General features: G+C 46.3%; 14 protein-coding genes and 1 other annotated feature. Of the genes, 9 read left to right on the top strand and 5 right to left on the bottom strand.

The window, feature by feature from the left end:
• Positions 1-18: 18 nt before the first annotated feature.
• The 3 genes from gltB (VJL_RS11895) to gltB (VJL_RS11885) form a co-directional block, all read right to left on the bottom strand.
• Positions 19-4,482, bottom strand: coding sequence for a glutamate synthase large subunit (gltB, locus tag VJL_RS11895; protein ID WP_038878193.1), 4,464 nt, complete (start codon positions 4,480-4,482; stop codon positions 19-21).
• 452 nt (positions 4,483-4,934) lie between these two features.
• Positions 4,935-6,404 (bottom strand): glutamate synthase subunit beta, encoded by a 1,470-nt coding sequence (locus tag VJL_RS11890; RefSeq protein WP_009703022.1) that lies wholly within the window; start codon positions 6,402-6,404, stop codon positions 4,935-4,937.
• A complete protein-coding gene (gene gltB / locus VJL_RS11885) occupies positions 6,404-10,954 on the bottom strand; it encodes a glutamate synthase large subunit (protein WP_005425388.1) in 4,551 nt (1,516 codons plus the stop codon). Before gltB (VJL_RS11885) ends, VJL_RS11890 begins: the two co-directional genes overlap by 1 nt.
• A 554-nt stretch (positions 10,955-11,508) precedes the next feature.
• Here gltB (VJL_RS11885) and mnmL point away from each other — a divergent pair.
• The 4 genes from mnmL to VJL_RS11865 all read left to right on the top strand — a co-directional run bounded on the left by mnmL (position 11,509) and on the right by VJL_RS11865 (position 17,281).
• Entirely contained in the window at positions 11,509-12,453 is a 945-nt protein-coding gene (gene mnmL / locus VJL_RS11880) for a tRNA modification radical SAM protein MnmL/YtqA (RefSeq protein WP_038878188.1), read from the top strand.
• Between the two features lie 50 nt (positions 12,454-12,503).
• Positions 12,504-14,249, top strand: a complete 1,746-nt coding sequence (locus VJL_RS11875) for a sensor domain-containing diguanylate cyclase (RefSeq protein WP_038878184.1) — start codon at positions 12,504-12,506, stop codon at positions 14,247-14,249.
• 220 nt (positions 14,250-14,469) lie between these two features.
• The gene (gene arcB, locus VJL_RS11870; RefSeq protein ID WP_038878182.1) at positions 14,470-16,830 is read left to right on the top strand and encodes an aerobic respiration two-component sensor histidine kinase ArcB; all 2,361 of its coding nucleotides are present in this window, start codon (positions 14,470-14,472) and stop codon (positions 16,828-16,830) included.
• Position 16,831: 1 nt separating this feature from the next.
• Entirely contained in the window at positions 16,832-17,281 is a 450-nt protein-coding gene (locus VJL_RS11865; protein ID WP_038866326.1) for a hypothetical protein, read from the top strand.
• Between the two features lie 69 nt (positions 17,282-17,350).
• Here VJL_RS11865 and arcA read toward each other — a convergent pair whose 3' ends face one another.
• Positions 17,351-18,067, bottom strand: a complete 717-nt coding sequence (arcA, locus tag VJL_RS11860) for a two-component system response regulator ArcA (RefSeq protein ID WP_038866329.1) — start codon at positions 18,065-18,067, stop codon at positions 17,351-17,353.
• 361 nt (positions 18,068-18,428) lie between these two features.
• Between arcA and VJL_RS11855 the strand changes: the two genes are divergently transcribed.
• Together VJL_RS11855 and VJL_RS11850 are read left to right on the top strand one after the other, a co-directional pair.
• Positions 18,429-18,836 (top strand): DUF3293 domain-containing protein, encoded by a 408-nt coding sequence (locus VJL_RS11855; protein WP_038866331.1) that lies wholly within the window; start codon positions 18,429-18,431, stop codon positions 18,834-18,836.
• Positions 18,837-18,889: 53 nt separating this feature from the next.
• The gene (locus VJL_RS11850; protein WP_038866333.1) at positions 18,890-19,372 is read left to right on the top strand and encodes a putative 4-hydroxy-4-methyl-2-oxoglutarate aldolase; all 483 of its coding nucleotides are present in this window, start codon (positions 18,890-18,892) and stop codon (positions 19,370-19,372) included.
• Here the strand turns inward: VJL_RS11850 and VJL_RS11845 are convergent.
• Positions 19,369-19,839: a hypothetical protein gene (locus VJL_RS11845; RefSeq protein ID WP_038866336.1), complete on the bottom strand. Its 471-nt coding sequence runs from the start codon at positions 19,837-19,839 to the stop codon at positions 19,369-19,371. The genes VJL_RS11850 and VJL_RS11845 overlap by 4 nt on opposite strands.
• 440 nt (positions 19,840-20,279) lie before the next feature.
• Positions 20,280-20,399, top strand: a sequence feature (Thr leader region).
• A gap of 53 nt (positions 20,400-20,452) precedes the next feature.
• On the opposite strand from VJL_RS11845, the gene thrA reads away from it, so the two are divergent.
• The 3 genes from thrA to thrC are packed head-to-tail and all read left to right on the top strand — an operon-like array spanning position 20,453 to position 25,166.
• On the top strand, positions 20,453-22,912 hold the full coding sequence (thrA, locus tag VJL_RS11840; protein WP_038878179.1) for a bifunctional aspartate kinase/homoserine dehydrogenase I: 2,460 nt from the start codon (positions 20,453-20,455) through the stop codon (positions 22,910-22,912).
• A 20-nt stretch (positions 22,913-22,932) separates the two neighbouring features.
• The gene (thrB, locus tag VJL_RS11835; RefSeq protein ID WP_038878176.1) at positions 22,933-23,889 is read left to right on the top strand and encodes a homoserine kinase; all 957 of its coding nucleotides are present in this window, start codon (positions 22,933-22,935) and stop codon (positions 23,887-23,889) included.
• Entirely contained in the window at positions 23,886-25,166 is a 1,281-nt protein-coding gene (thrC, locus tag VJL_RS11830) for a threonine synthase (protein WP_038878173.1), read from the top strand. The genes thrB and thrC overlap by 4 nt, the downstream gene beginning before the upstream one ends.
• The last annotated feature ends 221 nt before the right edge of the window (positions 25,167-25,387 follow it).

Genomic DNA, 25,387 nt, shown 5'->3' with positions numbered 1-25,387 from the left:
TTCAAACATCCTCCATGATTACTGGGCTTGAACGCGCAGTTCTGCGGCACTGCGACTCTGGTGACCAAGTAGCGTGCGCAAGTCCGCCGCTTGTGGTTTCACCAAGTAGAACTTTGGAATCCATTCATCAAAGTTCGCCAAGATATCTTCTGCGTGGCTAGAGCCAGTTTCTTCAAGATGCTCGGCAATCAGACCACGTAAGTGCTCTTGATGGATGTAGAGATCCGACAGAGAAATCGCTTCAACCGATTCGTTGTTCACGCGACCTTGGAAGTCTTGGTTCTCATCCAATACGTAAGCAAATCCGCCAGTCATGCCGGCGCCAAAGTTCACGCCTGTCGCACCAAGAATGGCAACAATACCACCAGTCATATACTCACAAGCGTTATCGCCAGCACCTTCAATGACGGCAATCGTACCTGAGTTACGTACGCCGAAACGCTCACCGGCTTTACCTGCCGCAAACAACTTACCGCCAGTTGCCCCGTACAGACAGGTGTTACCAATGATGGTCGCTTCATTACACTTAAATGCAGTGCCAAGGTGAGGTTTGATAACCACCTTACCGCCAGCCATGCCTTTACCTACGTAGTCGTTGGCATCGCCAGTGAGGTAAAGCTCTACGCCACCCGCGTTCCAAACGCCAAATGACTGGCCTGCAGTGCCATCCAAATGCAGTTTGATTGGCGTCGCCGCCATGCCTTGGTTGCCGTAACGCTGAGCGATTTCACCAGATAGGCGAGCACCCACAGAACGGTCGGTGTTGATCACGTTGTAGAAGAAGCTAGCAGATTGACGTTTTTCAACCGCTTGTAGTGCGTCTTCGATGATCTTGTTGTTTAGCTCTGCTTTATCAAATGGTGTATTTGGCTGTGTCCAGTAAAGAGGGTGTTCCTCTGGAGAGACTGGCGCCTCAAGGATATTCGACAGATCTAGCTTGGTTTGTTTCGCCGTAAGACCTTCAACGGTTTCCAACAAATCCGTGCGACCAATCAAGTCAGTCAGTTTTTCAACACCAAGTTCAGCGAGTAATCCGCGCACTTCGTCCGCCAGACCAATGAAATAGTTCATCACCATTTCCGGTAGGCCTTTGAAGTACTCTTTACGCAATGTCTCGTCTTGAGTTGCAACCCCTGTGGCACAGTTGTTGAGGTGACAAATACGTAGGAATTTACAACCCATTGCCACCATTGGCGCAGTACCAAAACCGAAGCTTTCAGCACCGAGAATCGCCGCTTTCACCACGTCTAGCCCCGTTTTTAGACCACCATCTACCTGTAGACGAATCTTATGACGCAGACCATTAGCAACCAGTGCTTGTTGTGTCTCTGCCAGTCCCAATTCCCAAGGGCTACCTGCGTATTTCACTGAAGTTAATGGACTTGCTGCGGTACCGCCGTCGTAACCCGAGATGGTAATGAGATCAGCGTAAGCTTTCGCTACACCTGTTGCGATGGTGCCGACGCCTGGTTCAGAAACTAACTTCACCGAAACCAATGCGTTTGGATTGACTTGTTTTAGGTCGAAGATCAGCTGGGCTAAATCTTCAATCGAATAAATATCGTGGTGTGGAGGAGGGGAGATCAGAGTTACCCCCTGTACCGAATAACGCAGTTTTGCAATTTCTGCGGTGACTTTGTGTCCCGGTAACTGACCACCTTCGCCCGGCTTCGCACCCTGTGCGACCTTGATCTGCAGCACGTCTGCATTGGTTAGGTAGTGAGGCGTGACACCAAATCGCCCAGAAGCAATCTGTTTGATACGCGAGTTACGCTCGGTACCGAAGCGACGTGGATCTTCACCACCTTCACCCGAGTTGGAGTAACCACCAAGCCGGTTCATCGCTGTTGCAAGTGCTTCGTGCGCTTCTGGGCTGAGTGCGCCAATAGACATTGCCGCAGAGTCAAAACGCTTGAAGAGTTCTGTGCTTGGCTCGATTTGCTCAAGTGGTAATGGGGAATCCGATTTTTTCAGTGCCATTAAGTCACGCAGCATGGCAACAGGACGTTGGTTCACCTGTTTAGCAAAGCTCTGATAATCGTTACTTTCGCCTGATTTCACCGCAGTTTGCAGTGTGCCAACCACGTCTGGGTTGTAGGCGTGATATTCACCACCGTGGACGTATTTCAATAAGCCGCCATGCTCGATGGCTTTACGTTTCGCCCAAGCTTTACGAGAAAGGTTGTACAAATCTTGTTGGAAGTCGTCGAAGTTCGCGCCTTCAATACGAGTCGTCACGCCTTTAAAGCATAAGGCGACGACTTCTTGGCTCAAGCCAACTGCTTCAAACAATTGTGAGCAACGGTAAGAGGCGATAGTAGAAATCCCCATTTTCGACATGATCTTGTACAGACCCTTGTTGATGCCGTATTGGTAGTTTTGCATCACATCGCGATAGTCTTTTTCTAGCGCTTTATCATCAATCAGCTTACCTAGTGCTTCATAAGCAAGGTATGGATAAACCGCAGTAGCACCAAAGCCAAGCAAGACAGCAAATTGGTGTGGGTCACGAGCTGTTGCGGTCTCAACAACAATGTTGGCATCACAACGTAAGTTGGCATCGATCAAGCGAGTTTGAACCGCACCGACCGCCATTGCTGCAGGAATTGGCAGCTTGCCTTTGACTAAAGCGCGATCTGAAAGCACGACTAGAACCGTGCCTTCACGTACGACCTGTTCTGCTTGTTCACACAGATCATCAATGGCTTGTTTGAGATCTTTTTGTTGTGGATCGTAATTGATATCGAGAATGGTATTACGGTAGTGATCGTCACCAAGCTCAAGCAATTGCTGCATGTCTGAGTAAAGTAATACTGGCGAATCGAAGGTCACTCGGTAGGCGTGGCCATCGGTTTCACAGAAGACGTTCATCTCCTGACCGATACTGGTCGCCAGTGACATTACGTGTTTCTCACGCAATGGATCGATTGGCGGGTTGGTTACCTGAGCGAACTTCTGACGGAAGTAATCAGTCACCAAGCGCTCTTTCGACGAGAGAACGGCCATTGGGGTGTCATCACCCATGGAGCCGACCGCTTCTTGGCCCATATCACCAAGAACACGCAGTACTTGATCGACCTCTTCATTGCTCATAGCAAATTGCTTTTGATAAGTCTTGAGTAAGTCTTCATCAAAGCTGCGCTCACCCACTTGATCTTCAGGTAGCTGAGCAAAAGGAGTGAGTTTGCGAACGTTGTTTTCCATCCATTCGCGGTAAGGGTGGCGGGATTTCAGATCGTTATCGATCTCGCTAGACTGCCAAAGCTTACCTTTACGAGTATCGACAACCAGCAGCTCACCCGGACCAACACGGCCTTTCTCGGCAACTTCATCGGGAGCGTAGTCCCAAATCCCTACCTCTGATGCTAGGGTGATAAATTTGTCCTTGGTAATCACATAACGTGCAGGACGCAGACCATTTCGATCTAGGTTACAGGCAGCGTAACGGCCGTCAGACAATACGATACCTGCCGGACCATCCCATGGTTCCATGTGCTTAGAGTTGAAGTCGTAAAACGCTCGCAGATCCGGGTCCATGTCTGGGTGGTTTTGCCATGCTGGTGGCACAAGCATGCGCATGGCACGGAAGATATCCATACCGCCAGAAAGGAATAGATCCAACATATTATCTAAGCTGGAAGAATCTGAACCTGTCTCGTTCACAAACGGTGCTGCGGTTTGTAGGTCTGGCAGCAGTGGTGACGAGAACTTGTAAGCTCGCGCTCGTGCCCATTGGCGGTTACCTTCAATGGTGTTGATCTCACCATTATGAGCAAGGTAACGGAACGGCTGAGCTAGTGGCCAACGCGGTTGAGTATTGGTAGAAAAACGCTGGTGGAACAGGCAGATAGCAGATTCCATGCGTAGATCAGCAAGATCAAGATAGAAGCGCGGTAAGTCCGCAGGCATGCACAAGCCTTTGTACACCAAAACTTGTGTCGACAAGCTACAGATGTAGAAATCAGGATCTTCGGTGATTTGTTTCTCGATGCGACGGCGTGCAATGTAGAGACGACGCTCAATGTCACGCTCGCGCCAACCTGCCGGAGCAGAGATAAAGACTTGTTGAATGTCTGGAAGTGAATCGGCGGCGATTGGGCCGAGTACTTCTGAATTGGTTGGTACTTCACGCCACCCTGCTACCGTCAAAGTCTCTTGTGCGAGCTCTTTGTTGATGATGTCTTTGGCGAGTTGAGCTTTCACCGGGTCTTGGTTGAAGAAAATCATCCCTATGGCGTATTGCTTGCCAAGGTTGAAGCCATTTTCTTCAGCGATAAGGCGTAAATAGGAATCGGGCTTTTGTAGAAGAAGACCACAACCATCACCGGTTTTACCATCGGCGGCGATACCACCACGGTGGGTCATGCGGTCAAGTGCAGAAATTGCTGTACGTACCAGCTTGTGACTTTGCTCGCCTTCCATGTGCGCGATCAAGCCAAATCCACAGTTGTCTTTCTCAAGACTTGGATCATAAAGAGCCATTGCAATTCTCCCTTTGCTTATCTGTCATCCCGACAGATATATCAACACTGCTCAAGTTGATAATGATGACTAACTATGCGTCACTTTCTAAGTTTTATGTATATCTATTCAATAAAATTCGTCAAATATCTTAACAAAAATTGTGTGTTTTATTTTCACCAACTTCACAAGCTATAGCTTATTGTAAAAAAGGTCAAGTTATTAGTGAATCATCGCGTGAATATGCGATTTACCATTTAATTGGCTGAAATAGTTCAAGAAAAACAGTGAGATAGAAAAGTGATTGTTACAAAAAAGTAACATTTGATTCTGGCGGGAATAAAAAAGACCAGCACAAAATGCTGGTCAAAATAAAAAGATTGGAAGGAACTGTTTTCTTTCCTGACAACCAACCATCGATAGTACTGATGGCTGGGTTTATGCCTCGAAAAGAGGAAGTGAGCGCACTCCCTTTAAGCAGAAAGCATCAGTGAATCTGCTTTTGCTTCTAGGTTTGTGCCACCCATTAGGTAATCATCGATAGCACGGGCACATTCGCGGCCTTCATTGATACAACGAACCACCAAAGATTGGCCTGTTCGCATATCACCAGCAGCAAATACACCTTCTTGGTTAGTAGCAAAACCTTGAGTTGCTACGTTACCGCGATCATCTAGAGCAATATCCAGTTGAGCAAGCACGCCAGTTGGTTCTGGGTGCAGGAAGCCCATCGCTAGGAATGCCATATCACATGGAATCACACGTTCGCTGCCTTCTACTTCTTTGAAGCTTGGACGCTCGCCTGGTTTCGCATCTTGCCAAACGATATCAGCTAAACGAAGGCCTGTAACTTCACCTTTGTCATTGCCGATGAACTCTTTGGTTAGGATGTTCCAGTGACGATCAACACCTTCTTCATGAGACGTCGAAGTACGCAGGATCATTGGGTACTGTGGCCATGGCATATTGGCAGGGCGTTTCTCAGGTGGAATCGGCATGATTTCAACCTGAGTGATGCTTGCTGCGCCATGTCGGTTTGAGGTACCTACACAGTCAGAACCCGTATCACCACCACCGATAACGACAACATGTTTACCCGCGGCGTGAAGTTCTTCACCTTTAAGATCCATGTCGTTGGCACGGCGGTTGTTTTGACCTAGGAATTCCATTGCGAAGTGAACGCCTTTTAGTTCACGACCCGGAACTGGCAAATCACGAGGAACGGTTGAACCACCAGTCAGTAGAACCACATCGAACTCTTGACGCAGCTGCTGAGCATTCACATCAACACCAACATGTTGGTTAACTTTGAATTCAATACCCGCTTCTGCCATCAGGTTGATCTTACGATCAATCACGTCCATACCCAGTTTGAAATCTGGGATACCAAAACGCAGCAGACCGCCTACTTTCTCGTCTCGCTCGAATACCGTCACAGTATGACCGGCGCTGTTTAGCTGCTCAGCAGCCGCAAGGCCAGCAGGGCCCGAACCGATGATCGCAACGGTTTTGCCAGTGCGAGAGCGTGGTGTTTTTGGCTTGGCGTACCCTTCACGATACGCCGTTTCTACGATGGTTTTCTCGATATTACAGATAGTGATTGGATCTTGGTTGATGCCAAGTACACAAGCACTTTCACATGGAGCCGGGCAAACACGACCAGTAAACTCTGGGAAGTTATTGGTTGAGCTTAGAATGTTCCATGCTTCTTCCCAGCTATCACGATAAACCGCATCGTTAAACTCTGGGATGATGTTACCGATAGGGCAGCCGTTATGACAAAACGGCACACCACAATCCATACAACGAGAAGCCTGAGTATTGATCTTGTCACCAAACTCCTCGTTCAGAACGAACTCTTTGTTGTTCTTGATGCGTTCAGCTGGGTCGATCTTCTGTGGTAGTTCACGACCATGCTCTAAAAATCCAGTAGGCTTACCCATTATACGGCCTCCACTTGAGTTTCGTTTCCTTGAGACTGTGCTTCAGCTTTACGCTTTTGAAGAACCGCTTTGTAGTCACGCGGCATTACCTTAACCATAGAGGCTAGGCTTGCTTCAAAGTTGTCTAGGAAAGACTGAGCGACTTCACTTCCTGTGAATTGAACATGCTTAGTTAGCATGTCGAGTAATAGATCTCTGTCTTCTTGCTCGATTGGATCTAGGTCTACTAGCTCTGGGTTCAGTTTTGACTCAAAGTCACCTGATTTATCCCATACGTAAGCCACGCCGCCACTCATACCTGCGGCAAAGTTACGACCTGTTGAACCAAGGATGATGGCTGCACCGCCCGTCATGTATTCACAACCGTGGTCACCAACGCCTTCTACTACTACTTTCGCGCCTGAGTTACGAACACAGAAACGTTCACCAGCCATACCGCGAATGAAAGACTCACCCGAAGTGGCACCGTAGAAACACACGTTACCAACCACGATATTGTCTTCCGCGACAATGCTTGATTTCGCATCTGGGTAAAGTACTAACGTACCGCCAGATAAGCCTTTACCCCAGTAGTCGTTCGCGTCGCCTTCCACTTCGAACTTCACGCCCTTAGCTAGGAATGCACCGAATGACTGACCCGCAGAACCTTTGAACTTCACGTTCATTGGTTGAGGTAGACCCGCATCTTTGTACACTTTCGAGATTTCGTTCGACAACATGGTACCTGCAGAGCGGTCTGTGTTGACGATAGGGAATTCGGCATTCACCGCTTCGCCTTTCTCGAGTGCAGGAATCGCTGCTTGAATCAGCTTGCGGTCTAGCACTTCTTCTAGGTTGTGGTTCTGCTGAGCTTGGTTGAATACACCATCAGCTTCGCGTGGTTGCTCAACGTGGAGAACAGGAGACAGATCTAGGTTCTTGTATTTCCAGTGAGAAACGTCTTGGCGAATCTTCAGTTTCTGACCTTGACCGACCATCTCATCGATAGTGCGGAAGCCAAGTTCAGCCATGATTTCACGCAGACCTTGTGCCATGTATTGGAAGAAGGTTACGACGTCTTCTACGCGGCCATCAAAGCGCTCGCGAAGCGTCTTGTTCTGAGTTGCGATACCAACAGGACAGGTATTCTTATGACACTTACGCATCATGATACAACCTTCAACCACCAATGCTGCGGTTGCCACGCCCCATTCTTCTGCACCAAGTAGTGTTGCCACTGCAAGGTCACGAGGTGTCTTCATCTGACCATCTGCTTGAACCACGATACGGTTACGTAGACCGTTCTTCAGTAGTGTTTGGTGCGTTTCTGCCAAACCAAGTTCCCAAGGAAGACCGGTATGACGGATTGAAGACATTGGTGATGCACCAGTACCGCCGTCAAAACCTGCGATTAGTACAACGTCCGCTTTCGCTTTCGCTACACCAGAAGCGATCGTACCTACGCCTGCTTCCGATACCAGCTTCACGTTTACACGGCCCGCGCGGTTCGCGTTCTTCAAGTCGTAGATAAGCTGAGCCAAATCTTCGATTGAATAGATATCGTGGTGTGGTGGTGGCGAGATAAGGCCAACGCCCGGAGTCGAGTGACGTGTTGCACCGATCCAATCATCCACTTTATCGCCTGGTAGCTGACCACCTTCACCTGGCTTCGCACCTTGAGCCATTTTGATTTGCAGCTCTTCAGCGTTAGTTAGGTAGTAAGAGGTTACACCGAAACGACCTGAAGCCACCTGCTTGATTGCAGAGCGTTCCCAATCGCCGTTCTCTTTGCGCTCGAAACGCATTGGGTCTTCACCACCTTCACCAGAGTTCGATTTCGCGCCAAGACGGTTCATCGCAACTGCCAGTGTGGAGTGTGCTTCGTAAGAAATAGAACCGAATGACATAGCACCTGTCGCGAAGCGTTTCACGATGCTTTCAATTGGCTCGACTTCGTCGATAGAGATAGAACCGGCTGGATTCTTAATAAACTCAAGTTGGCTACGCAGAGTTACCGCGTTGTCACCTTGTTTATCTACTGCTGTCGCGTACTGCTTGAACTGATCGTAGTTCTTGTTGCGTGTAGACTCTTGCAGTAGAGAAATGGTTTCTGGGTTGAATAGGTGCTTCTCACCACGCTGTTTCCATTGGTAAACACCACCAACATCCAGCATTTGAATTGGAATTTCGCGTTGTGGGTAACCGATGCGGTGACGGATCAGCACTTCTTTGGCGATATCATCAAGGGTTAGACCTTGGATACGAGAAACTGTACCTGTGAAGTATTTGTCGACCACTGATTTGTGGATGCCCAAGGCTTCGAAGATTTGCGCGCCGTGGTATGACTGTAGCGTAGAGATACCCATCTTCGAGAAGATCTTCAGAAGACCGCCATTGATCGCTTTACGATAGTTGTTGAACAGATCGCGAGGGTTCGCTTCTGGATCCAATTTCTTAGTACGTTGAAGCTCAATGATGGTTTCAATCACTAGGTATGGGTTAACTGCATTCGCACCGTAACCAAGTAGCGTTGCAAAGTGGTGCGTTTCACGTGCGTCACCGGTTTCAACCACGATGTCACACTTCGCACGTAGACCTTTACGGATCAAATGGTGGTGTACTGCACCAACCGCCAGCATTGCTGGGATCGCCGCATGGTTTGAGTTCACTGCACGGTCAGTTAGTAGGATGATTGAGTAACCATCGATAACCGCGTCTTCTGCGTATTGGCAAATACGTTTTAGTGCGCGCTCAAGCTTGCCTTGATCTTCATTAGCTTGGAATACGATATCCAGCGTCTTCGCTTGCAGGTGCTCGTTATCGATCGCACGCAGTTTTTCAAGCTCTGAGTTCGCCAGAACAGGTGATTCTAATTCTACTTTCTGACAGTGAAGTGGTGTTTCAGTCAGAAGGTTTTGGTCTTTACCCAAGTAAGTGTTCAGCGACATAACCATACGCTCACGGATCGGGTCGATCGGTGGGTTAGTTACCTGTGCAAACAGCTGCTTGAAGTAGTTTGAAAGATGCTGAGATTGATGAGATAGAACCGCAAGAGGCCAGTCGGCACCCATTGCTGATAATGGCTCTTTCGCATCATTCGCCATTGGAACGATGATTTCGTTCACTTCTTCAGTGCTCACACCGAAAGCTTGTTGGCGGTGTAGCAAACGTTCTGGAGAAGGTTGGCTGAACTGGTTGCTCGCGTCTGGCAGCTTTTTCAAGCTCAGTAGGTTTTCTTCTACCCACTTCTCGTAAGGCTGCGCCGTTGCGATGGTGTCTTTCACTTCTTCATCAGAGATGATGCGACCTTGCTCTAGGTCTGCAACAAAGATACGACCTGGTTGTAGACGACCACGGAACTCAACGTTCTCTGGTTCAATATCCACAACACCAGACTCTGATGCCATCACTAGGAAGTTATCCTTGGTCACTGTGTAGCGAGAAGGGCGCAAACCGTTACGGTCTAGTGTCGCACCAACTTGAACACCATCAGTAAAACATACTGAAGCAGGACCATCCCATGGTTCCATGATGTTCGCGTGGTACTGATAGAACGCGCGACGCTTCGGATCCATGTTTTTGTTTTCTTGCCATGCTTCCGGGATCATCATCATCAATGCGTGTGGCAGGCTGCGACCAGAAAGAACTAGGAGCTCAAGTGCCATGTCAAAGTTAGATGAATCCGAGCTGCCTTCCTGACAGATTGGAAGAAGCATGTCGATTTCAGCCTGAGTAAACAGGTCTGATTCTAGGATTGCTTCACGGGCTTTCATCCAGTTCAAGTTACCGCGAACTGTATTGATTTCACCGTTGTGGGCAATGTAACGGAAAGGCTGTGCAAGACGCCATTTCGGGAAGGTGTTGGTAGAGAAACGAGAGTGTACAAGTGCTAGTGCAGTCACCATGGTCGGGTTTTGCAGATCAAGGAAGTACTGAGGTACTTGCTCGGTTGTTAACTGACCTTTGTACACCAATGTCTTGTAAGACATTGAGTTAATGTAGAAGTCGTCACCAATGTTCGAAACGCTTTCTAGGCAAACACGTACAGTGTAGTTACGAAGTACGTACAGTTTGCGTTCTAGCTCTTCAGGTGTGATGCCAGGACCGCCAGAGATAAACACATGCTCAAACTGAGGCTCTGTGCTTAGTGGGTCTGCACCGATCATTGAATTGTCGGTTGGCAGTACTCGGTAACCGATAACTTCAAGATCTAGACGTTGTGCGTTACGTTCTAGAATGTCACGGCATTGTTCGCGTTTGTATTCGTCTTTCGGGAAAAGAACGACACCAACACCATACTTTTCAAACGAAGGCAGTTTAATGCCTAGCTTAACGGCTTCTTCTAATAGGAATTCATGAGGTTTCTGTAGCAAGATACCTGCGCCATCACCGCTACATGGGTCACAGCCTTGACCACCACGGTGTTCCATGCGAGCCAGCATATCTAGTGCTTGAGTCACTACTTCATGAGATTTACGGTTTTTAAGGTGAGCAACAAAACCGATACCACAAGCGTCATGCTCCAGCTCCGGAGTGTACAGACCCTGTGAATTTTGCTCTCTATCTACCATAGATACATCCTTCCAGTTCAATGTCGACGCAAGAATCCCAGACAGATCTTGGCTGTCTTAGGTACACTCTGTGCGTCTTGTCCTTTATATTTATGATTCGAAACCGACCTAGGTTGGTCAGTTTTGATTCCTTTCCGTATCTCGCAGGAAAAATTTTGCGAGAAAAACAATCCTTGGTGATATCCCTTTATTTATTATCACTATCTAGTGATTTATATCGGTGGGAGCGGGGTATCGCCGACAATTCCCGCAGTTGTCATTGTAATAAAAGTCACAAAAACAGCGGGGTTGTGTAAGTATCCTACAATTTTGTGACTTCGTAATGCAATGAAAAGTCGCTTTTGTGACCCAATTTTTTCGTTTAAATATGCACTTTTTGTTTAACAATTGCGCAACATGGCTGCTTTTAGGTTGGTTTTATGCAGTTTTATTGATTTCAAACCATTATGCTCTTGTTTGAATTGACTAGAATTATTTGTTTTTTCTTGCAGGGATGTAATTTATTTACATAGATCGTAGTGAGATTTATTACGGTTTACGATTGGTGAGAATCTATGCAGTTACATGAGTTGGTCAACACACTAGGTCAAGACCTTCAGCGTCGTTACGGCGAAAAAGTCCATAAGCTGACTTTACATGGTGGCTTTAGCTGCCCAAACCGCGACGGCACCATTGGTCGAGGTGGTTGCACGTTTTGTAATGTCGCGTCCTTTGCGGATGAAGAAGTCCAGATCAAAAGCATTCATGATCAATTGAAAGATCGTGCGGGAGAGATCCATCGTGCGAAAAAGTACCTTGCTTACTTCCAAGCCTATACCAGCACATACGCGGAAGTGCAGGTATTGAAAAATATGTATGAAGAAGCTCTCAAGGCCGCTGACATCGTGGGGTTGTGTGTAGGCACTCGTCCAGATTGTGTTCCTGATGCCGTATTGGATCTGTTGTCGGATTATGTCAATCAAGGTTATGAGATCTGGTTGGAATTGGGCCTTCAAACTGCCAAGAACGACACACTTAAGCGAATCAACCGAGGTCACGATTTTGAGTGCTATGCTGATATCACCAAGCGCGCTCGTGCGCTAGGTATCAAAGTATGTACTCATCTTATTGTTGGCTTACCAAAAGAAACACGCAGCGATAACATTGAAACACTGCGTAAAGTCCTTGAAGTAGGCACTGATGGCATCAAGTTGCATGGCTTGCATATTGTTGATGGTAGCACGATGGCAAAGGCATGGCGTGCTGGAAAACTAGAAGCTCCAGAATTGGAAGAGTATGTAGCGATTGCCAGTGAAATGATCCGTATGACCCCTAAAGAGGTGATTTATCATCGTGTCTCTTCGGCTGCACGTCGCCCAACATTGCTCTCCCCGTTGTGGTGTGAAAATCGTTGGCTAGCGATGACAGAGATAGGAAGAGCTTTGGATCGCGAGGGGGCTCAGGGCAGTTTGAATGGTGACCCTTTCATCTATAGTAAGCCAGAATTAAAGGCAGATTGATCGATTAATAACTGGTATATTTTTCCCGATTTGCATTAAAGGTCGGAAAAATGGATCAGTTACTCGATTGGTTATGGGATGGGTGGGGCAACTACGAATTTGTAGTCCTGCTCTTTTTCGTGTTTGCCGTTGCCGTTACATTAATTTATTTACGTTTTCAAACCGCTTTAAAGTACGTTGTTACTGATTCTCCTTATCCTGTGCTTGTGGTTGATGCTAACCATGGGCAGCTTCTGTTATCTAACCATCCCGCGATGCAACTATTGGCTATTCGTCCTTTAGGTTCTGGTTTTCTTTATCCGGCTTCATTTAATTTAGATGAACTTGTCGTATTGCTTGATAGCTTTTCAAACCGACAATTTAGCCAGCAAATTTTTGACTGGCGTTTATCCGATGGTGAAAGCATCAAAGTTGAGTTATCTGGTCGAAAGAGCTTACTGCGTAGGCAAAGAGTATGGATTCTGTATGCTCAAAGTCATCAAATGACCCAGAAAGATCAGCAACAAGAACTGGCCCAACTAAACATTGCTCGTTCTGCCTTGGACTCGTTGTCTGAATTGATTTGTTTGCAAGATCAAAAAGGTAAAGTACTGACCACTAACCGCGCGTTTGATCAATTTTGGCAAGGTCGAGAAAACGAAGCATGCACTTCAAAATCCAGTTCGATGTCTGCTAGAAAAAGTGACCGTCGTTGGACAACGGATCCTCAAGGACGCAGTTGTTTGCTAGAAGTGAATCAGAATTCACTAGTGTCTCAAACTGGGGAAATGATAGGGACGCTGTCAATTAGCCATGATGTAACTGAATGGCATAAGATGCAGCAAAACTTACGTGATGAAATGGAGCGTCGTAAAGATACGGAAGTGGCTCTGGCTCAACGTGACACCATTCTTCAGACCATTTTGGACGCCAGTCCAGATTCGATCGGTATCTTCAATGAAAACATGGTGTATCAAGCGTGTAATAAGCCGTTTGTTAATGCTTTAGGGATTCCAGATGTTTCAGACCTAATTGGAAAGCGTCTACAAGATGTGATCCCTGAAGATATTTACATCCGCCTAGAAGCCAGTGATCTTCAGGCTTTACAGCAAACTCACCCCGTGCGTTATATCGACAAAGTGACCAGTACCGACGGTTATTACACATGGTTTGATGTGGTGAAGTCACCCTTTAAAGATAAAGCTTCTGGTACCAATGGTGTGCTGATCATGGCTCGCGATATTTCTGAACGTTATCTTGCGGAGCAGAAACTGGAAGAAGCCAACTTGGAGTTGGAGAAACTCAGTTTCTTAGACAGCCTAACTCAAGTCGCAAACCGACGCCGATTTGACGAGCAACTCGATACGCTTTGGTACCATCATGTTCGAGAGAAGCTACCTCTGTGTATCATGCTATGTGATATCGACTTCTTTAAGCGCTATAACGACTGCTACGGCCATCAACAAGGTGATGAGGCGCTGATTAAAGTGGCATCGGTATTCCAGCAGGTGGTCAGTCGCTCTTCTGATTGTGTCGCTCGTTATGGTGGTGAGGAGTTCGCTTTCATCTTGCCAAATACCACGACGGAAGGGGCTCAAAAAGTCGCTCTGCGGATACATGAACGCATTCATGACCTCGGCATCGAACATTGCTGTTCAGAAGCTTTTGCTCAATTGACAGTCAGTATCGGCTTTGTCTCTTACATTCCTCAGCACGGCGATGAACCTGAAATGGGGGTCGCGATGGCAGACAGTGCACTCTACCAAGCGAAGGCCGATGGTCGTGATCGAACCAGTGTTCATCCAAGTTCTTGCTAACGCTTTGTGACCGCTTGCTCTAAGTTGAGAGTAGGCGGTTTTAATCACCGTATTAAACACGTTAAACTGCCCATACATGGTGTGAGGTGTCTGCTAGCCCTGAAGCTTCGCTGGTTCGCCAATGTGTATTGCCAAACTTAAAACAGCTCGAAATATCTTCACTGTTTTAACTTCTCTAACTGTCAGGGTTCGATATCTAGCTTGTTCCATGGAGTAGTGAATGAAGCCCATGAAAAACCTCGCCCAGTACTATGTTGACCTATTGGTTAAGCTGGGGATTGTCCGTTTCTCTATATTGCTGGCCTTAGCGCTGGTGGCACTGGCTGTTGTGGTGCAAGTTGGTATTACGCTCGCCTTGAAAGGGAACGTCGACGATATTGATATTGTTCGTTCTGTTTTCTTTGGTCTGCTTATTACCCCTTGGGCGGTGTATTTTCTTTCCGTTGTTGTTGATCAGCTAGAAGAATCTCGTCAACGATTGACCAAACTAGTCTCTAAGCTGAAAGACATGCGCTCGCGTGACCAAGAACTGAACTTCCAATTGCAGCAGAACATTGAAAAGCTCAATCAAGAAATTGAAGAGCGCATTAAAGCGGAAGAAGCGCGCGAAGAAGCCATGCAAGATTTGGAGAACGAAGTATTCCAACGTGAACGCACTCAGTTAGAGCTTGCCGAGCGTACCGCACTTTTACGCTCTTTCATTGATGCATCTCCAGACTTGATTTACTACCGTAACGCCGATGGTGTCTTCTCTGGTTGTAACCGAGCAATGGAAGAACTCACTGGTAAGAAAGAGCATCAATTGGTGGGCCTAAGCCCATGGGATGTTTACAGCAAAGAAGTGGCCGAGCACATCGTTGATACCGACCAAAAAGTCTTTGCAGATAATCAGGCCATCACTTATGAGCAATGGCTTGAATATCCAGATGGTCGCAAACACTACTTCGAATTGCGCAAAGTACCTTTCTACAGTAAAGATGGCCGTCACCTTGGTCTAGTTGGCTTTGGACGAGATATTACCGAACGTAAACGCCATGAAGAATCGTTAGAAAAAGCCAGCCGTGACAAGACCACCTTTATCTCCACCATCAGTCATGAACTGCGCACGCCATTGAATGGCATCGTTGGTTTGAGCCGAATGTTGCTCGATAGTCAGTTAACGCAAGAGCAGCGTAAGCACATGCAAACTATTAACGTCAGTGCCATTACATTGGGCAACATCTTCAACGACATTATCGATATGGATAAATTCGACCGTCGTAAATTGGAACTGCTGCCTGCACCATTGAACTTTGAGGATTTTGTAGCAGAGATTGAAAGCATCTCTGCTCTGATGGCGGAGCAGAAAGGGTTGCGTTTCGACCTTGAACGCTTGAGCGCATTACCAAAAGCGATTGAAGTGGATGCGACCCGCTTGCGTCAGGTTATCTGGAACTTGGTTAGCAACGCAATGAAGTTCACCAAAGAAGGTGGCGTCGTCATGACAGTCAGCGCAGATGTCGAAGACGACTACGCGACCATCATCATGGAAGTAGAAGACACTGGCATTGGTATTCCTGAAGAAGAGCTGGATAAGATTTTTGCGATGTACTACCAAGTGAAGTCAGGCAAAGACAACCTTCATGCGGTTGGTACCGGCATTGGTTTGGCGGTTTCTAAGCAGCTTATCAACATGATGGATGGCGATATTACTGTTGCGAGTGAAGAGGGCTTCGGTAGTACCTTTACCGTTTCAATTCACGTTCCGATTGTTGAATTGGAAGAGCCTGTTATCGATGCTCAGCGAGATAAAGTGCATCTAAATATCTTTATGGTAGAAGATATCGAACTGAACATTACTGTTGCTAAGTCACTGCTTGAAAGCTTGGGACATACCGTCACTGTAGCCATGACAGGTGAAGAAGCGCTGGTGAACTTTGTACCAGACGAATATGACTTAGCATTGCTGGATATACAACTACCAGACATGACAGGTTTTGATGTGGCTAAGTACTACCGTGAGCATTACGACCACTTGCCGCCATTAGTAGCACTAACGGCGAATGTGATGAAAGATCGTCGTGAATACTTAGACAACGGTATGGACGATGCAATCAGCAAACCACTTGCGGTACAAGCGATGCAATCAGTGATTGATAAGTTCTTCGTTAATCGTATTGATAACCAAGAAGAAGAGGTTGTTGAGCCTGAGCTCGTTGAGGATGTTACACCGACCCCATCGCCCGTCATCAATACCCATTTACTTGATTTGGATATGCTAGAGTCATACGTGGATATCGTGGGTGTGAAACCTGTTTATGACAGTATCAAGATGTTCGAAGACATGATGCCAGACTACATTCAGATTTTAGACTCGAACATGATGGCGAAAGACCAAGATGGTATTGTTTCAGAGGCGCATAAGATCAAAGGCGCCGCGGGTTCTATTGGTCTTAAACACATCCAAAGTGTTGCACAGAAGGCACAATCTCCGGATATGCCTGCTTGGTGGGAAAATATCTCGGACTGGGTCGAAGAAATAAAAAATGAATATCAAAATGACATTCAAGTCTTAAAAAGTTGGTTGGAACAGAGGAAATAACATGAAGAAGTTTGCATCGGCAGCACTGGCAATCGCATTACTTGCTGGTTGTAGTTCTGCTCCTCAAGTGGGTTGGCAAGAAGACAGCCAAATCACCATGAATAAAGTGAATGTTGAGCTGAAAAGCAACTTGTGGGTAAACCTAATGCCAACCATTGGTGAGGTTCAAGAGCAAAACGTACATGGTGCGTTGTACTTGAAATCAGACAAGGAACTACCAGCCAACTTGACCGTGGATTCATTGATCATCAAACAAGGCGATTCTGAATGGCAAATTGATGGTGACTTGCTTGAGTTACGTACTCATAGTGAGAACCAGTGGGAAGTCGCCTTTGTTTGGCAAATTGAAGCGGATATGGAAAAGTCAGTCGACTTAGCTTTGTTATTAGATGATGCTGGTAAGAAAGGCTGGTTGGTTGAGAAACACATTAAGATCGATAAAGTATACTGATATTGCGTTTTCTCAGATAAAAAAAGGGCTTGCTCATGGAGCAAGCCCTTATTGTTTGTGTTGAAGCGATTAGTCTTCTAGATCGCCACAGAAGCGGTAACCTTCACCGTGAATCGTCGCGATGATTTCAGGAGTACCTGATACAGATTCAAAGTGCTTACGAATGCGACGGATAGTCACGTCAACAGTACGGTCGTGTGGCTTAAGCTCACGGCCCGTCATCTTCTTAAGAAGATCAGCACGAGTTTGAATCTTGCCTGGGTTCTCACAGAAATGCAGAAGTGCACGGAACTCAGAACGAGGCAGTTTGTAGCCATCGCCAGCTGGGCTCACAAGAGAGCGGCTGTTGATGTCTAGCACCCAACCGTTGAACTCATATTTTTCTACCGAGCGCTTCTCTTCTTGTACTGCGTTAGTGCTCATTGAGCGGCTTAGCAGGTTACGTGCGCGGATAGTCAGTTCACGTGGGTTGAATGGTTTAGTGATGTAGTCATCAGCACCGATCTCAAGACCTAGGATCTTGTCTACTTCATTGTCACGACCAGTTAGGAACATCAGTGCGATGTTCGCTTGCTCGCGAAGTTCACGTGCTAAAAGGAGACCATTCTTGCCTGGAAGATTAATGTCCATGATAACCAAGTTGATTGAATTTTCAGACAACACTTGGTGCATCTCTTCACCGTCACTGGCTTCAAAAACAGCGTATCCCTCTGCTTCAAAAATACTCTTAAGAGTGTTACGAGTTACTTGCTCATCTTCTACGATAAGAATCTGCGGGGTTTGCATTGGCGGTACCTAAATTTGTGACAAAATTGTGCTAATAGAATAAATTCTAGGCAAAAATATAACATACAGGTAATGTGATTTTGATAATAAATCAAGTTGATCAAAAAAACACTTCTTTCAGTTATCCGCCTTCCTTGGAATTTTGCCAACTCACCAGTATCCGATGGCGACGTTTATTCTATAGGGCTTGTTTACCTTTCATTTCCTAGCCTTCGCGGGGCCTGAAACGTAAACACCCTAAGATATGGAGCGGATTTTATATTGTTAACAGCATGCTAACAATGCTCAAATGTTAATTCCATTCAGTTTGTTGATTTACATCAATTGATGAAATGTAACCGTTATTAATCGTTTAAGAGTTATGATAGAAAAAAGTAATACGAACATAGACGCATCGTTATGGAATGCTTATTCAGAATCTTTCTTTCGTTTTCATACTGATTGGTGTTCTTCAAGTTACGCAGTGATAACCGCTTGGAACCCTTACAGTAATTTGCGGTCAAAAGAGATGAATTGCATAAGTAATCATGAACTCGAAAAGCAATTAAACCACGTTAAACACGTGCCTGTCACGGTTGGTGATCAGGCATTCGAATGGTTTGAAGAAAGTTACGCAGCAGAACTCACGCCAGAAGCGGCGATAGTGCTGGCAAAAGATTTCCAACAGAATGCGATTTACTACGTCATTGATGACGAGCTTTACCTGATAGCGTGTTCAGAGCCAGAGATTTTGCACAAGCTTGGTTCGATGAAATCCAGACTGGTATAGAAGGATACTACTCACTGGAGTTTTGCTCGGGTGAGACATTTCACGGAGGAACTATGAGAGACATAACACCAGATATTTGTGACCAATTTGAAGAACAAGTTACGTTACTGAGTCTGCCATTGCAGAATTTTGGTCAACGTACCGCGTTTCATGGAGAGATAGTCACAGTGCGTTGCTACCATGATAATTCAAAAGTTCGCGAGGTACTGAGCGATAATGGTACTGGCAAAGTACTAATTGTTGACGGACACGGCTCTTGTCAAAAAGCCTTGCTAGGCGATCAATTAGCGATTCTTGGGATCGAAAATGGTTGGGAAGGCATCATAGTGTACGGAGCGATTCGCGATGTAGCTCAGATTTCTCAAATGGACATTGGTGTTCAAGCCCTAGGCACATGTCCGTTTAAAACAGAAAAGCGTGATGTCGGAGAAGTGAATGTTACGCTGACAATGCAGAACCAAATTGTTCAACCTAAGCATTACGTGTATGCGGATTGGAATGGCGTATTGATCTCTAAAGAGGCGTTGGATTTTTAAAAGCGGAAACCAAGTCCGACTTCAAAGCCTTGTTGCCAATCTTGATAATCTAAAGTGGCGTGAAGATCTAAGTTTTCGGTGATTTTTACGCGGCTTGAAACTTCGGCAGCGAGGCTACTGTCTTCTTCACGAATACCTTCGGTCGTTTCCGCTTTATAAGAGCGAACTGTACTTTTAACGGTGACGCGATCATTTAAGTGATAACTGATCCCACTCAAAAAGCCACTTTGGTTTTGCGTTGGTGAATTATTTACACGCGCACCTACGTAAAGATCAACCGAGTCAAACAGCTCATACGCGTAACCGCCATCAATATTCCAAACGTCAAAGCTCTCGGTATGGTAGTTTTCACTAGAAATGAAAAGCTTGTGTGGGGAAGCTGTGGTTTTTCCTGGGAGAGGTGGCAACTCATTTGCAGCACAAATGCTAGGCACAACAAACAGTAACAGAAAAATCCATTTTTTCATGTTGACCACTCCTTGTGTCGAACTTTGTTATTAGTATGTGCTTAAAGCTTCTCAATATTAAAGCATAGAATATGAAAGTCAGCTCACTTATTTTCTACTTAATTCAATCCTATGAACCTTGATCACAGTTAACTTGTTGTTAATTAGTATTCATGAGGATCGATGTTTTGATCATATGTAGATAGAAGAGGATCAAGTGTCATCACCGCTATTTGCTTCTATATCAAACAGACCGTTGTAGAGAGAGAAAAAGTTCAATTGACTATGATAATTCGCAACCCTTTGTAATTACATTGAAATATCAAAGACATTGCGTAGCAGAAATCACTACAAGACCGGAAAATAGACAATTTTTTGTTGACTCTGTACCGGAAACTCGGTAAACGTAGAGTTAAGCAAACACACAATTATCGTTGAATATTTATTTATGCCATCAAATAGCCTAGTAGTAATGACCACAACCATTATTATTACCAACACGACCAATGTTGGGGCAGGCTGCTGAGCGAAAGAAATTCACAAAAAAGGCCTGTATCCAACAAGATACAGGCCTTTTTTTATGCTTTTTTAAATGAAATTTAGACAGAATTAAGAAGATACATCGGAGGAAGGGATGCGAGTATTGAAGTTTGGCGGCTCATCATTAGCAGATGCAGATCGCTTTTTAAGAGCAGCGGATATCATTGCCAATAACGCTCAACAGGAAGACGTTGCAGTTGTGCTTTCTGCACCGGGTAAAACGACCAATAAGCTTGTTGCGGTGATCGAAGGCGCACTTCGAAACGGTGAAGCAGAGCTTCAAATCAATGAGCTAGAAGCGTCGTTTAAAACGCTATTTTCCGAAATCCAAGCGGTTGTTCCAAATGTGGATGGCACGGCTTTCGATAACCAAGTTAAAACCTCACTTTCTCAATTACGTCAATTTGTTCACGGCATTAATCTTCTTGGTATGTGTCCAAACAACGTCAACGCACGCATTATCAGCAAAGGCGAGCGTGTGTCGATTCAACTGATGAAAGCGGTACTAGAAGCAAAAGGCCAACCTGCGCATCTTATCGATCCGGTTGAGTACCTATACGCGAAAGGCGATCATCTAGAAGCGATGGTTGATGTTGAAGTCTCTACGCAGAACTTCCGCCAAAACCCGCTTCCAGAAGGCCATGTCAGCATCATGCCGGGCTTTACAGCTGGTAATGAAAAAGGTGAATTGGTAACTCTGGGTCGTAATGGTTCTGATTACTCCGCAGCGGTACTGGCCGCATGTTTGCGTGCAGACTGCTGTGAAATTTGGACTGATGTAGATGGCGTTTACAACTGTGACCCTCGCCTAGTTGAAGATGCACGCCTACTCAAGTCGCTCAGCTACCAAGAAGCGATGGAGCTTTCTTACTTCGGTGCTTCCGTTCTGCATCCAAAAACCATCGCACCAATTGCACAATTTCATATCCCATGCCTGATCAAAAACAGCTTTAATCCACAAGGTGCGGGTACATTGATTGGCCAAGATACTGGCGAAGATAATCTAGATATCAAAGGCATCACGACGCTAAATGATCTAACGATGGTTAACGTGTCTGGCCCAGGTATGAAGGGCATGGTAGGCATGGCAAGCCGTGTCTTTGGTGCGATGTCATCAGCGGGCGTGTCTATCGTACTTATCACACAATCTTCTTCTGAGTACAGCATCAGCTTCTGTATTGAAGCGCAAGATAAAGCCAAAGCACAGCAAGTGTTGGCTGACGCATTTGAGTTGGAACTAAAAGACGGTTTACTTGAACCAGTCGAGTTCATCGACGATGTGTCTATTGTGACGTTGGTTGGTGATGGTATGCGTACTTCTCGCGGTGTCGCTTCTCGCTTCTTCTCATCTCTTGCTGAAGTGAATGTAAACATCGTGGCAATCGCACAGGGCTCATCTGAGCGTGCTATCTCTGCCGTGATTCCTGAAGACAAAATCTCTGAAGCAATCAAAGCGTGTCACGAGAACCTATTCAACTCTAAGCACTTCCTAGACGTATTCGTTGTTGGTATTGGTGGCGTTGGTGGTGAGCTGGTGGATCAGATCGAACGTCAACAGGCGAAGCTTGCAGAGAAAGGCATCGTGATTCGCGTGTGTGGTTTGGCAAACAGCAAAGGTCTTCTGCTTGATAGTGAAGGTCTTCCTCTAGAGCATTGGCGTGACCGTATGTCTGCTTCAACTGAAGAATTCAGCCTAGCGCGTCTGATTTCATTGGTTCAACGTAATCACATCATCAACCCTGTGTTAGTTGACTGTACGTCCAGCGAAGCCATTGCGAATCAGTATGCAGACTTCTTAGCTGCAGGTTTCCACGTCGTAACACCAAACAAAAAAGCTAACACGGCAAGCATGGCGTACTACCATCAACTTCGCGATGTAGCGCGCAGCTCTCGTCGTAAATTGATGTACGAAACAACCGTAGGCGCAGGTCTACCGGTAATCGAAAACCTACAAAACCTAATCTCAGCGGGTGATGAGCTAGAGCGCTTCAGCGGTATTCTTTCTGGCTCTCTGTCATACATCTTCGGTAAGTTAGATGAAGGCATGAGCCTGAGTGAAGCGACAAACATCGCGAAACAAAACGGCTTTACGGAACCGGATCCTCGTGACGATCTATCGGGTATGGATGTGGCACGTAAGCTACTTATCCTTGCTCGTGAAGCTGGCATGTCTTTAGAACTGGAAGATGTCGTTGTTGACCAAGCGTTACCACCGGGCTTTGATGATTCAGGCAGTGTTGATGAATTCATGGAGCGTCTGCCAGAAGCGGATACGTACTTTAAAGAGCTGTCAGCTAAAGCGGCAGAAGAAGGCAAAGTACTGCGCTACGTGGGGGAAATCGTTGACGGTAAATGCACGGTAAGTATTGCTGCAGTCGATGAAAACGACCCGATGTTTAAGATTAAAGATGGTGAAAACGCACTGGCCTTCTATAGCCGCTACTACCAACCAATTCCACTGGTATTGCGTGGTTACGGTGCTGGTACTGAAGTGACCGCAGCGGGCGTATTCTCTGATGTGATGCGTACTTTAGGTTGGAAGTTAGGGGTATAACGGCAATGAGTTCAAGTGATATGGATGTTGTGGTTTATGCCCCAGCATCAATTGGTAATGTAAGCGTTGGTTTCGACGTTCTGGGGGCGGCGGTGTCCCCAGTTGATGGCACTCTTTTGGGCGACCGAGTATTGGTAAAGTCAGGAGCTGAGCCATTCAGCCTAAAAACATCCGGTGACTTCGTTGAAAAGTTGCCTACCGAGCCAAAAGAGAACATTGTTTACGATTGTTGGATAGTGTTTGCTCGTGAGCTAGACAAAAAAGGCGTCGAGCTAAAACCACTTGAGATGACGCTAGAAAAGAACATGCCAATTGGCTCTGGTTTAGGCTCAAGTGCATGCTCTATCGTTGCGGCATTAGATGCATTGAACCGATTCCATGGACAGCCACTTAACGAGACAGAGTTACTGGCACTGATGGGAGAAATGGAAGGCAAGATCTCTGGTGGTATTCACTACGATAACGTCGCACCATGTTACCTTGGCGGTGTGCAGTTGATGCTTGAAGAGTTGGGTATCATTAGTCAAGAAGTGCCTTGCTTTGATGATTGGTATTGGGTGATGGCATATCCGGGCATCAAAGTGTCCACTGCAGAAGCGCGTGAGATCCTACCATCTCAATACCGTCGACAAGATATCATTGCCCATGGTCGCCACCTTGCAGGCTTTATCCATGCGTGTCATTCTGGTCAGCCAGAACTTGCTGCAAAAATGATCAAAGACGTGATCGCAGAACCGTATCGTGAGAAACTGCTTCCGGGTTTTGCGAATGCACGTCAATACGCAGCGTCTGCGGGTGCATTGGCTACCGGTATTTCTGGCAGTGGGCCGACACTGTTCAGTATTTGCAAAGAGAAAGATGTCGCTGAGCGAGTTGCTCGCTGGTTAGAACAGAACTACGTACAAAACGAAGAAGGATTCGTCCACGTTTGTCGTCTAGATAAGCAGGGTTCGAAAGTAACAGGAAGTGAGCTATGAAGCTTTACAATATAAAAGAAAATGATGAACAAGTTTCCTTTGGCCAAGCCGTTCGCCAAGGGTTAGGTCGTAATCAAGGCCTATTTTTCCCATCGGAATTACCAAAATTTGAAGATATCGATGCGCTGCTTGCAGAAGACTTTGTCTCTCGTAGCACTAAGATTCTATCAGCGTTAATTGGCGATGAACTTGCAGAAGAGCAAGTGAATGCTCTTGTTGATGCTGCATTCCAATTCCCTGCGCCTATCAATCAAGTAAAAGACGGTGTTTATGCACTGGAGCTGTTCCATGGTCCAACGCTTGCGTTTAAAGACTTTGGTGGTCGCTTTATGGCGCAATCTCTTGCTGCGGTTTCGGATGGCGGCAAGATCACTATCCTAACGGCAACTTCTGGCGATACTGGCGCAGCCGTTGCGCATGCTTTCTACGGTATGGAAGACATCAACGTTGTGATTCTTTACCCGAAAGGCAAGATCAGTCCACTGCAAGAGAAGCTATTCTGTACGCTTGGTAAGAACATCCATACTGTCGCGATCGATGGAGACTTCGATGCGTGTCAGGCACTGGTTAAGCAAGCTTTTGATGATTCTGCACTGCGTGAAGAGATCGGTCTGAACTCTGCAAACTCAATCAACATCAGCCGTTTGATGGCGCAAATCTGTTACTACTTTGAAGCCGCTGCGCAAATGAGCAAACAAGAGCGTGAAAACCTAGTCGTGTCTGTACCAAGCGGTAACTTTGGTAACCTAACTGCTGGTCTACTGGCAAAAGCGCTGGGTCTGCCTATCAAACGCTTTATCGCTGCAACTAATGCCAATGACACTGTACCGCGCTACCTAGAAACAGGTAAGTGGGAGCCAAAACCAACAGTCGCAACAACATCGAACGCGATGGACGTGAGCCAACCAAACAACTGGCCTCGTATTGAAGAGCTGTGCCGCGTCAAAGAGTGGGGCTTGGAGACGCTAGGTAAAGGTGCAGTATCTGATGAGCAAAGCGCACAGTCAGTAAAAGATTTATACGCCATGGATTACCTGTGTGAACCGCACGGTGCGATTGCTTACCGCGTTCTTGAAGAACAATTGCAAGACGGTGAAACAGGTCTGTTCCTATGTACTGCTCACCCTGCGAAGTTCAAAGAAGTGGTGGATGATATTCTAGAATCAGATATCGACCTTCCTGCGCCACTAGCGAAGCACGCTGTGATGGAGCTGCTATCGGAAGATCTCGACGCTGACTTTGACGCACTGAAGCAAGTACTGCGCCGCGTGCAGTAAGCTTCAAAAATACAGTCAGTATCAAAAACACAAATAACGAGAGGTGAATGAGCAATCATTCACCTTTTTTATTGCCGGTAAGTTTTAACTCTCTTTATGATTGAGAAACGAACTTAACTAAATGAGATGGAAAGGAGCTATGCTGATTTCTGGTGTATGGAAGAGAAAGGAAGTTGCGGTGTAATCTGTTGATGCAGTTCTCCCCAGAACGATTAACAGAA

This window comes from Vibrio jasicida CAIM 1864 = LMG 25398, assembly GCF_000400365.1.
Taxonomy (GTDB): Bacteria; Pseudomonadota; Gammaproteobacteria; order Enterobacterales; family Vibrionaceae; genus Vibrio; species Vibrio jasicida.
The sequence above is the reverse complement of the archived record's forward strand: the minus strand, read 5'-3'. Positions and strand labels throughout refer to the sequence as shown.

What these genes read in the sequence shown, in the direction of transcription:
- arcA (WP_038866329.1), bottom strand. Translation starts at nt 18,067, where the DNA reads ATGCAAACCCCGCAGATTCTTATCGTAGAAGATGAGCAAGTAACTCGT.
- VJL_RS11890 (WP_009703022.1), bottom strand. Translation starts at nt 6,404, where the DNA reads ATGGGTAAGCCTACTGGATTTTTAGAGCATGGTCGTGAACTACCACAG.
- thrB (WP_038878176.1), top strand. Translation starts at nt 22,933, where the DNA reads ATGGATGTTGTGGTTTATGCCCCAGCATCAATTGGTAATGTAAGCGTT.
- VJL_RS11850 (WP_038866333.1), top strand. Translation starts at nt 18,890, where the DNA reads ATGAGAGACATAACACCAGATATTTGTGACCAATTTGAAGAACAAGTT.
- VJL_RS11845 (WP_038866336.1), bottom strand. Translation starts at nt 19,839, where the DNA reads ATGAAAAAATGGATTTTTCTGTTACTGTTTGTTGTGCCTAGCATTTGT.
- gltB (WP_005425388.1), bottom strand. Translation starts at nt 10,954, where the DNA reads ATGGTAGATAGAGAGCAAAATTCACAGGGTCTGTACACTCCGGAGCTG.
- VJL_RS11875 (WP_038878184.1), top strand. Translation starts at nt 12,504, where the DNA reads ATGGATCAGTTACTCGATTGGTTATGGGATGGGTGGGGCAACTACGAA.
- gltB (WP_038878193.1), bottom strand. Translation starts at nt 4,482, where the DNA reads ATGGCTCTTTATGATCCAAGTCTTGAGAAAGACAACTGTGGATTTGGC.
- mnmL (WP_038878188.1), top strand. Translation starts at nt 11,509, where the DNA reads ATGCAGTTACATGAGTTGGTCAACACACTAGGTCAAGACCTTCAGCGT.
- VJL_RS11865 (WP_038866326.1), top strand. Translation starts at nt 16,832, where the DNA reads ATGAAGAAGTTTGCATCGGCAGCACTGGCAATCGCATTACTTGCTGGT.
- thrA (WP_038878179.1), top strand. Translation starts at nt 20,453, where the DNA reads ATGCGAGTATTGAAGTTTGGCGGCTCATCATTAGCAGATGCAGATCGC.
- VJL_RS11855 (WP_038866331.1), top strand. Translation starts at nt 18,429, where the DNA reads ATGATAGAAAAAAGTAATACGAACATAGACGCATCGTTATGGAATGCT.
- thrC (WP_038878173.1), top strand. Translation starts at nt 23,886, where the DNA reads ATGAAGCTTTACAATATAAAAGAAAATGATGAACAAGTTTCCTTTGGC.
- arcB (WP_038878182.1), top strand. Translation starts at nt 14,470, where the DNA reads ATGAAGCCCATGAAAAACCTCGCCCAGTACTATGTTGACCTATTGGTT.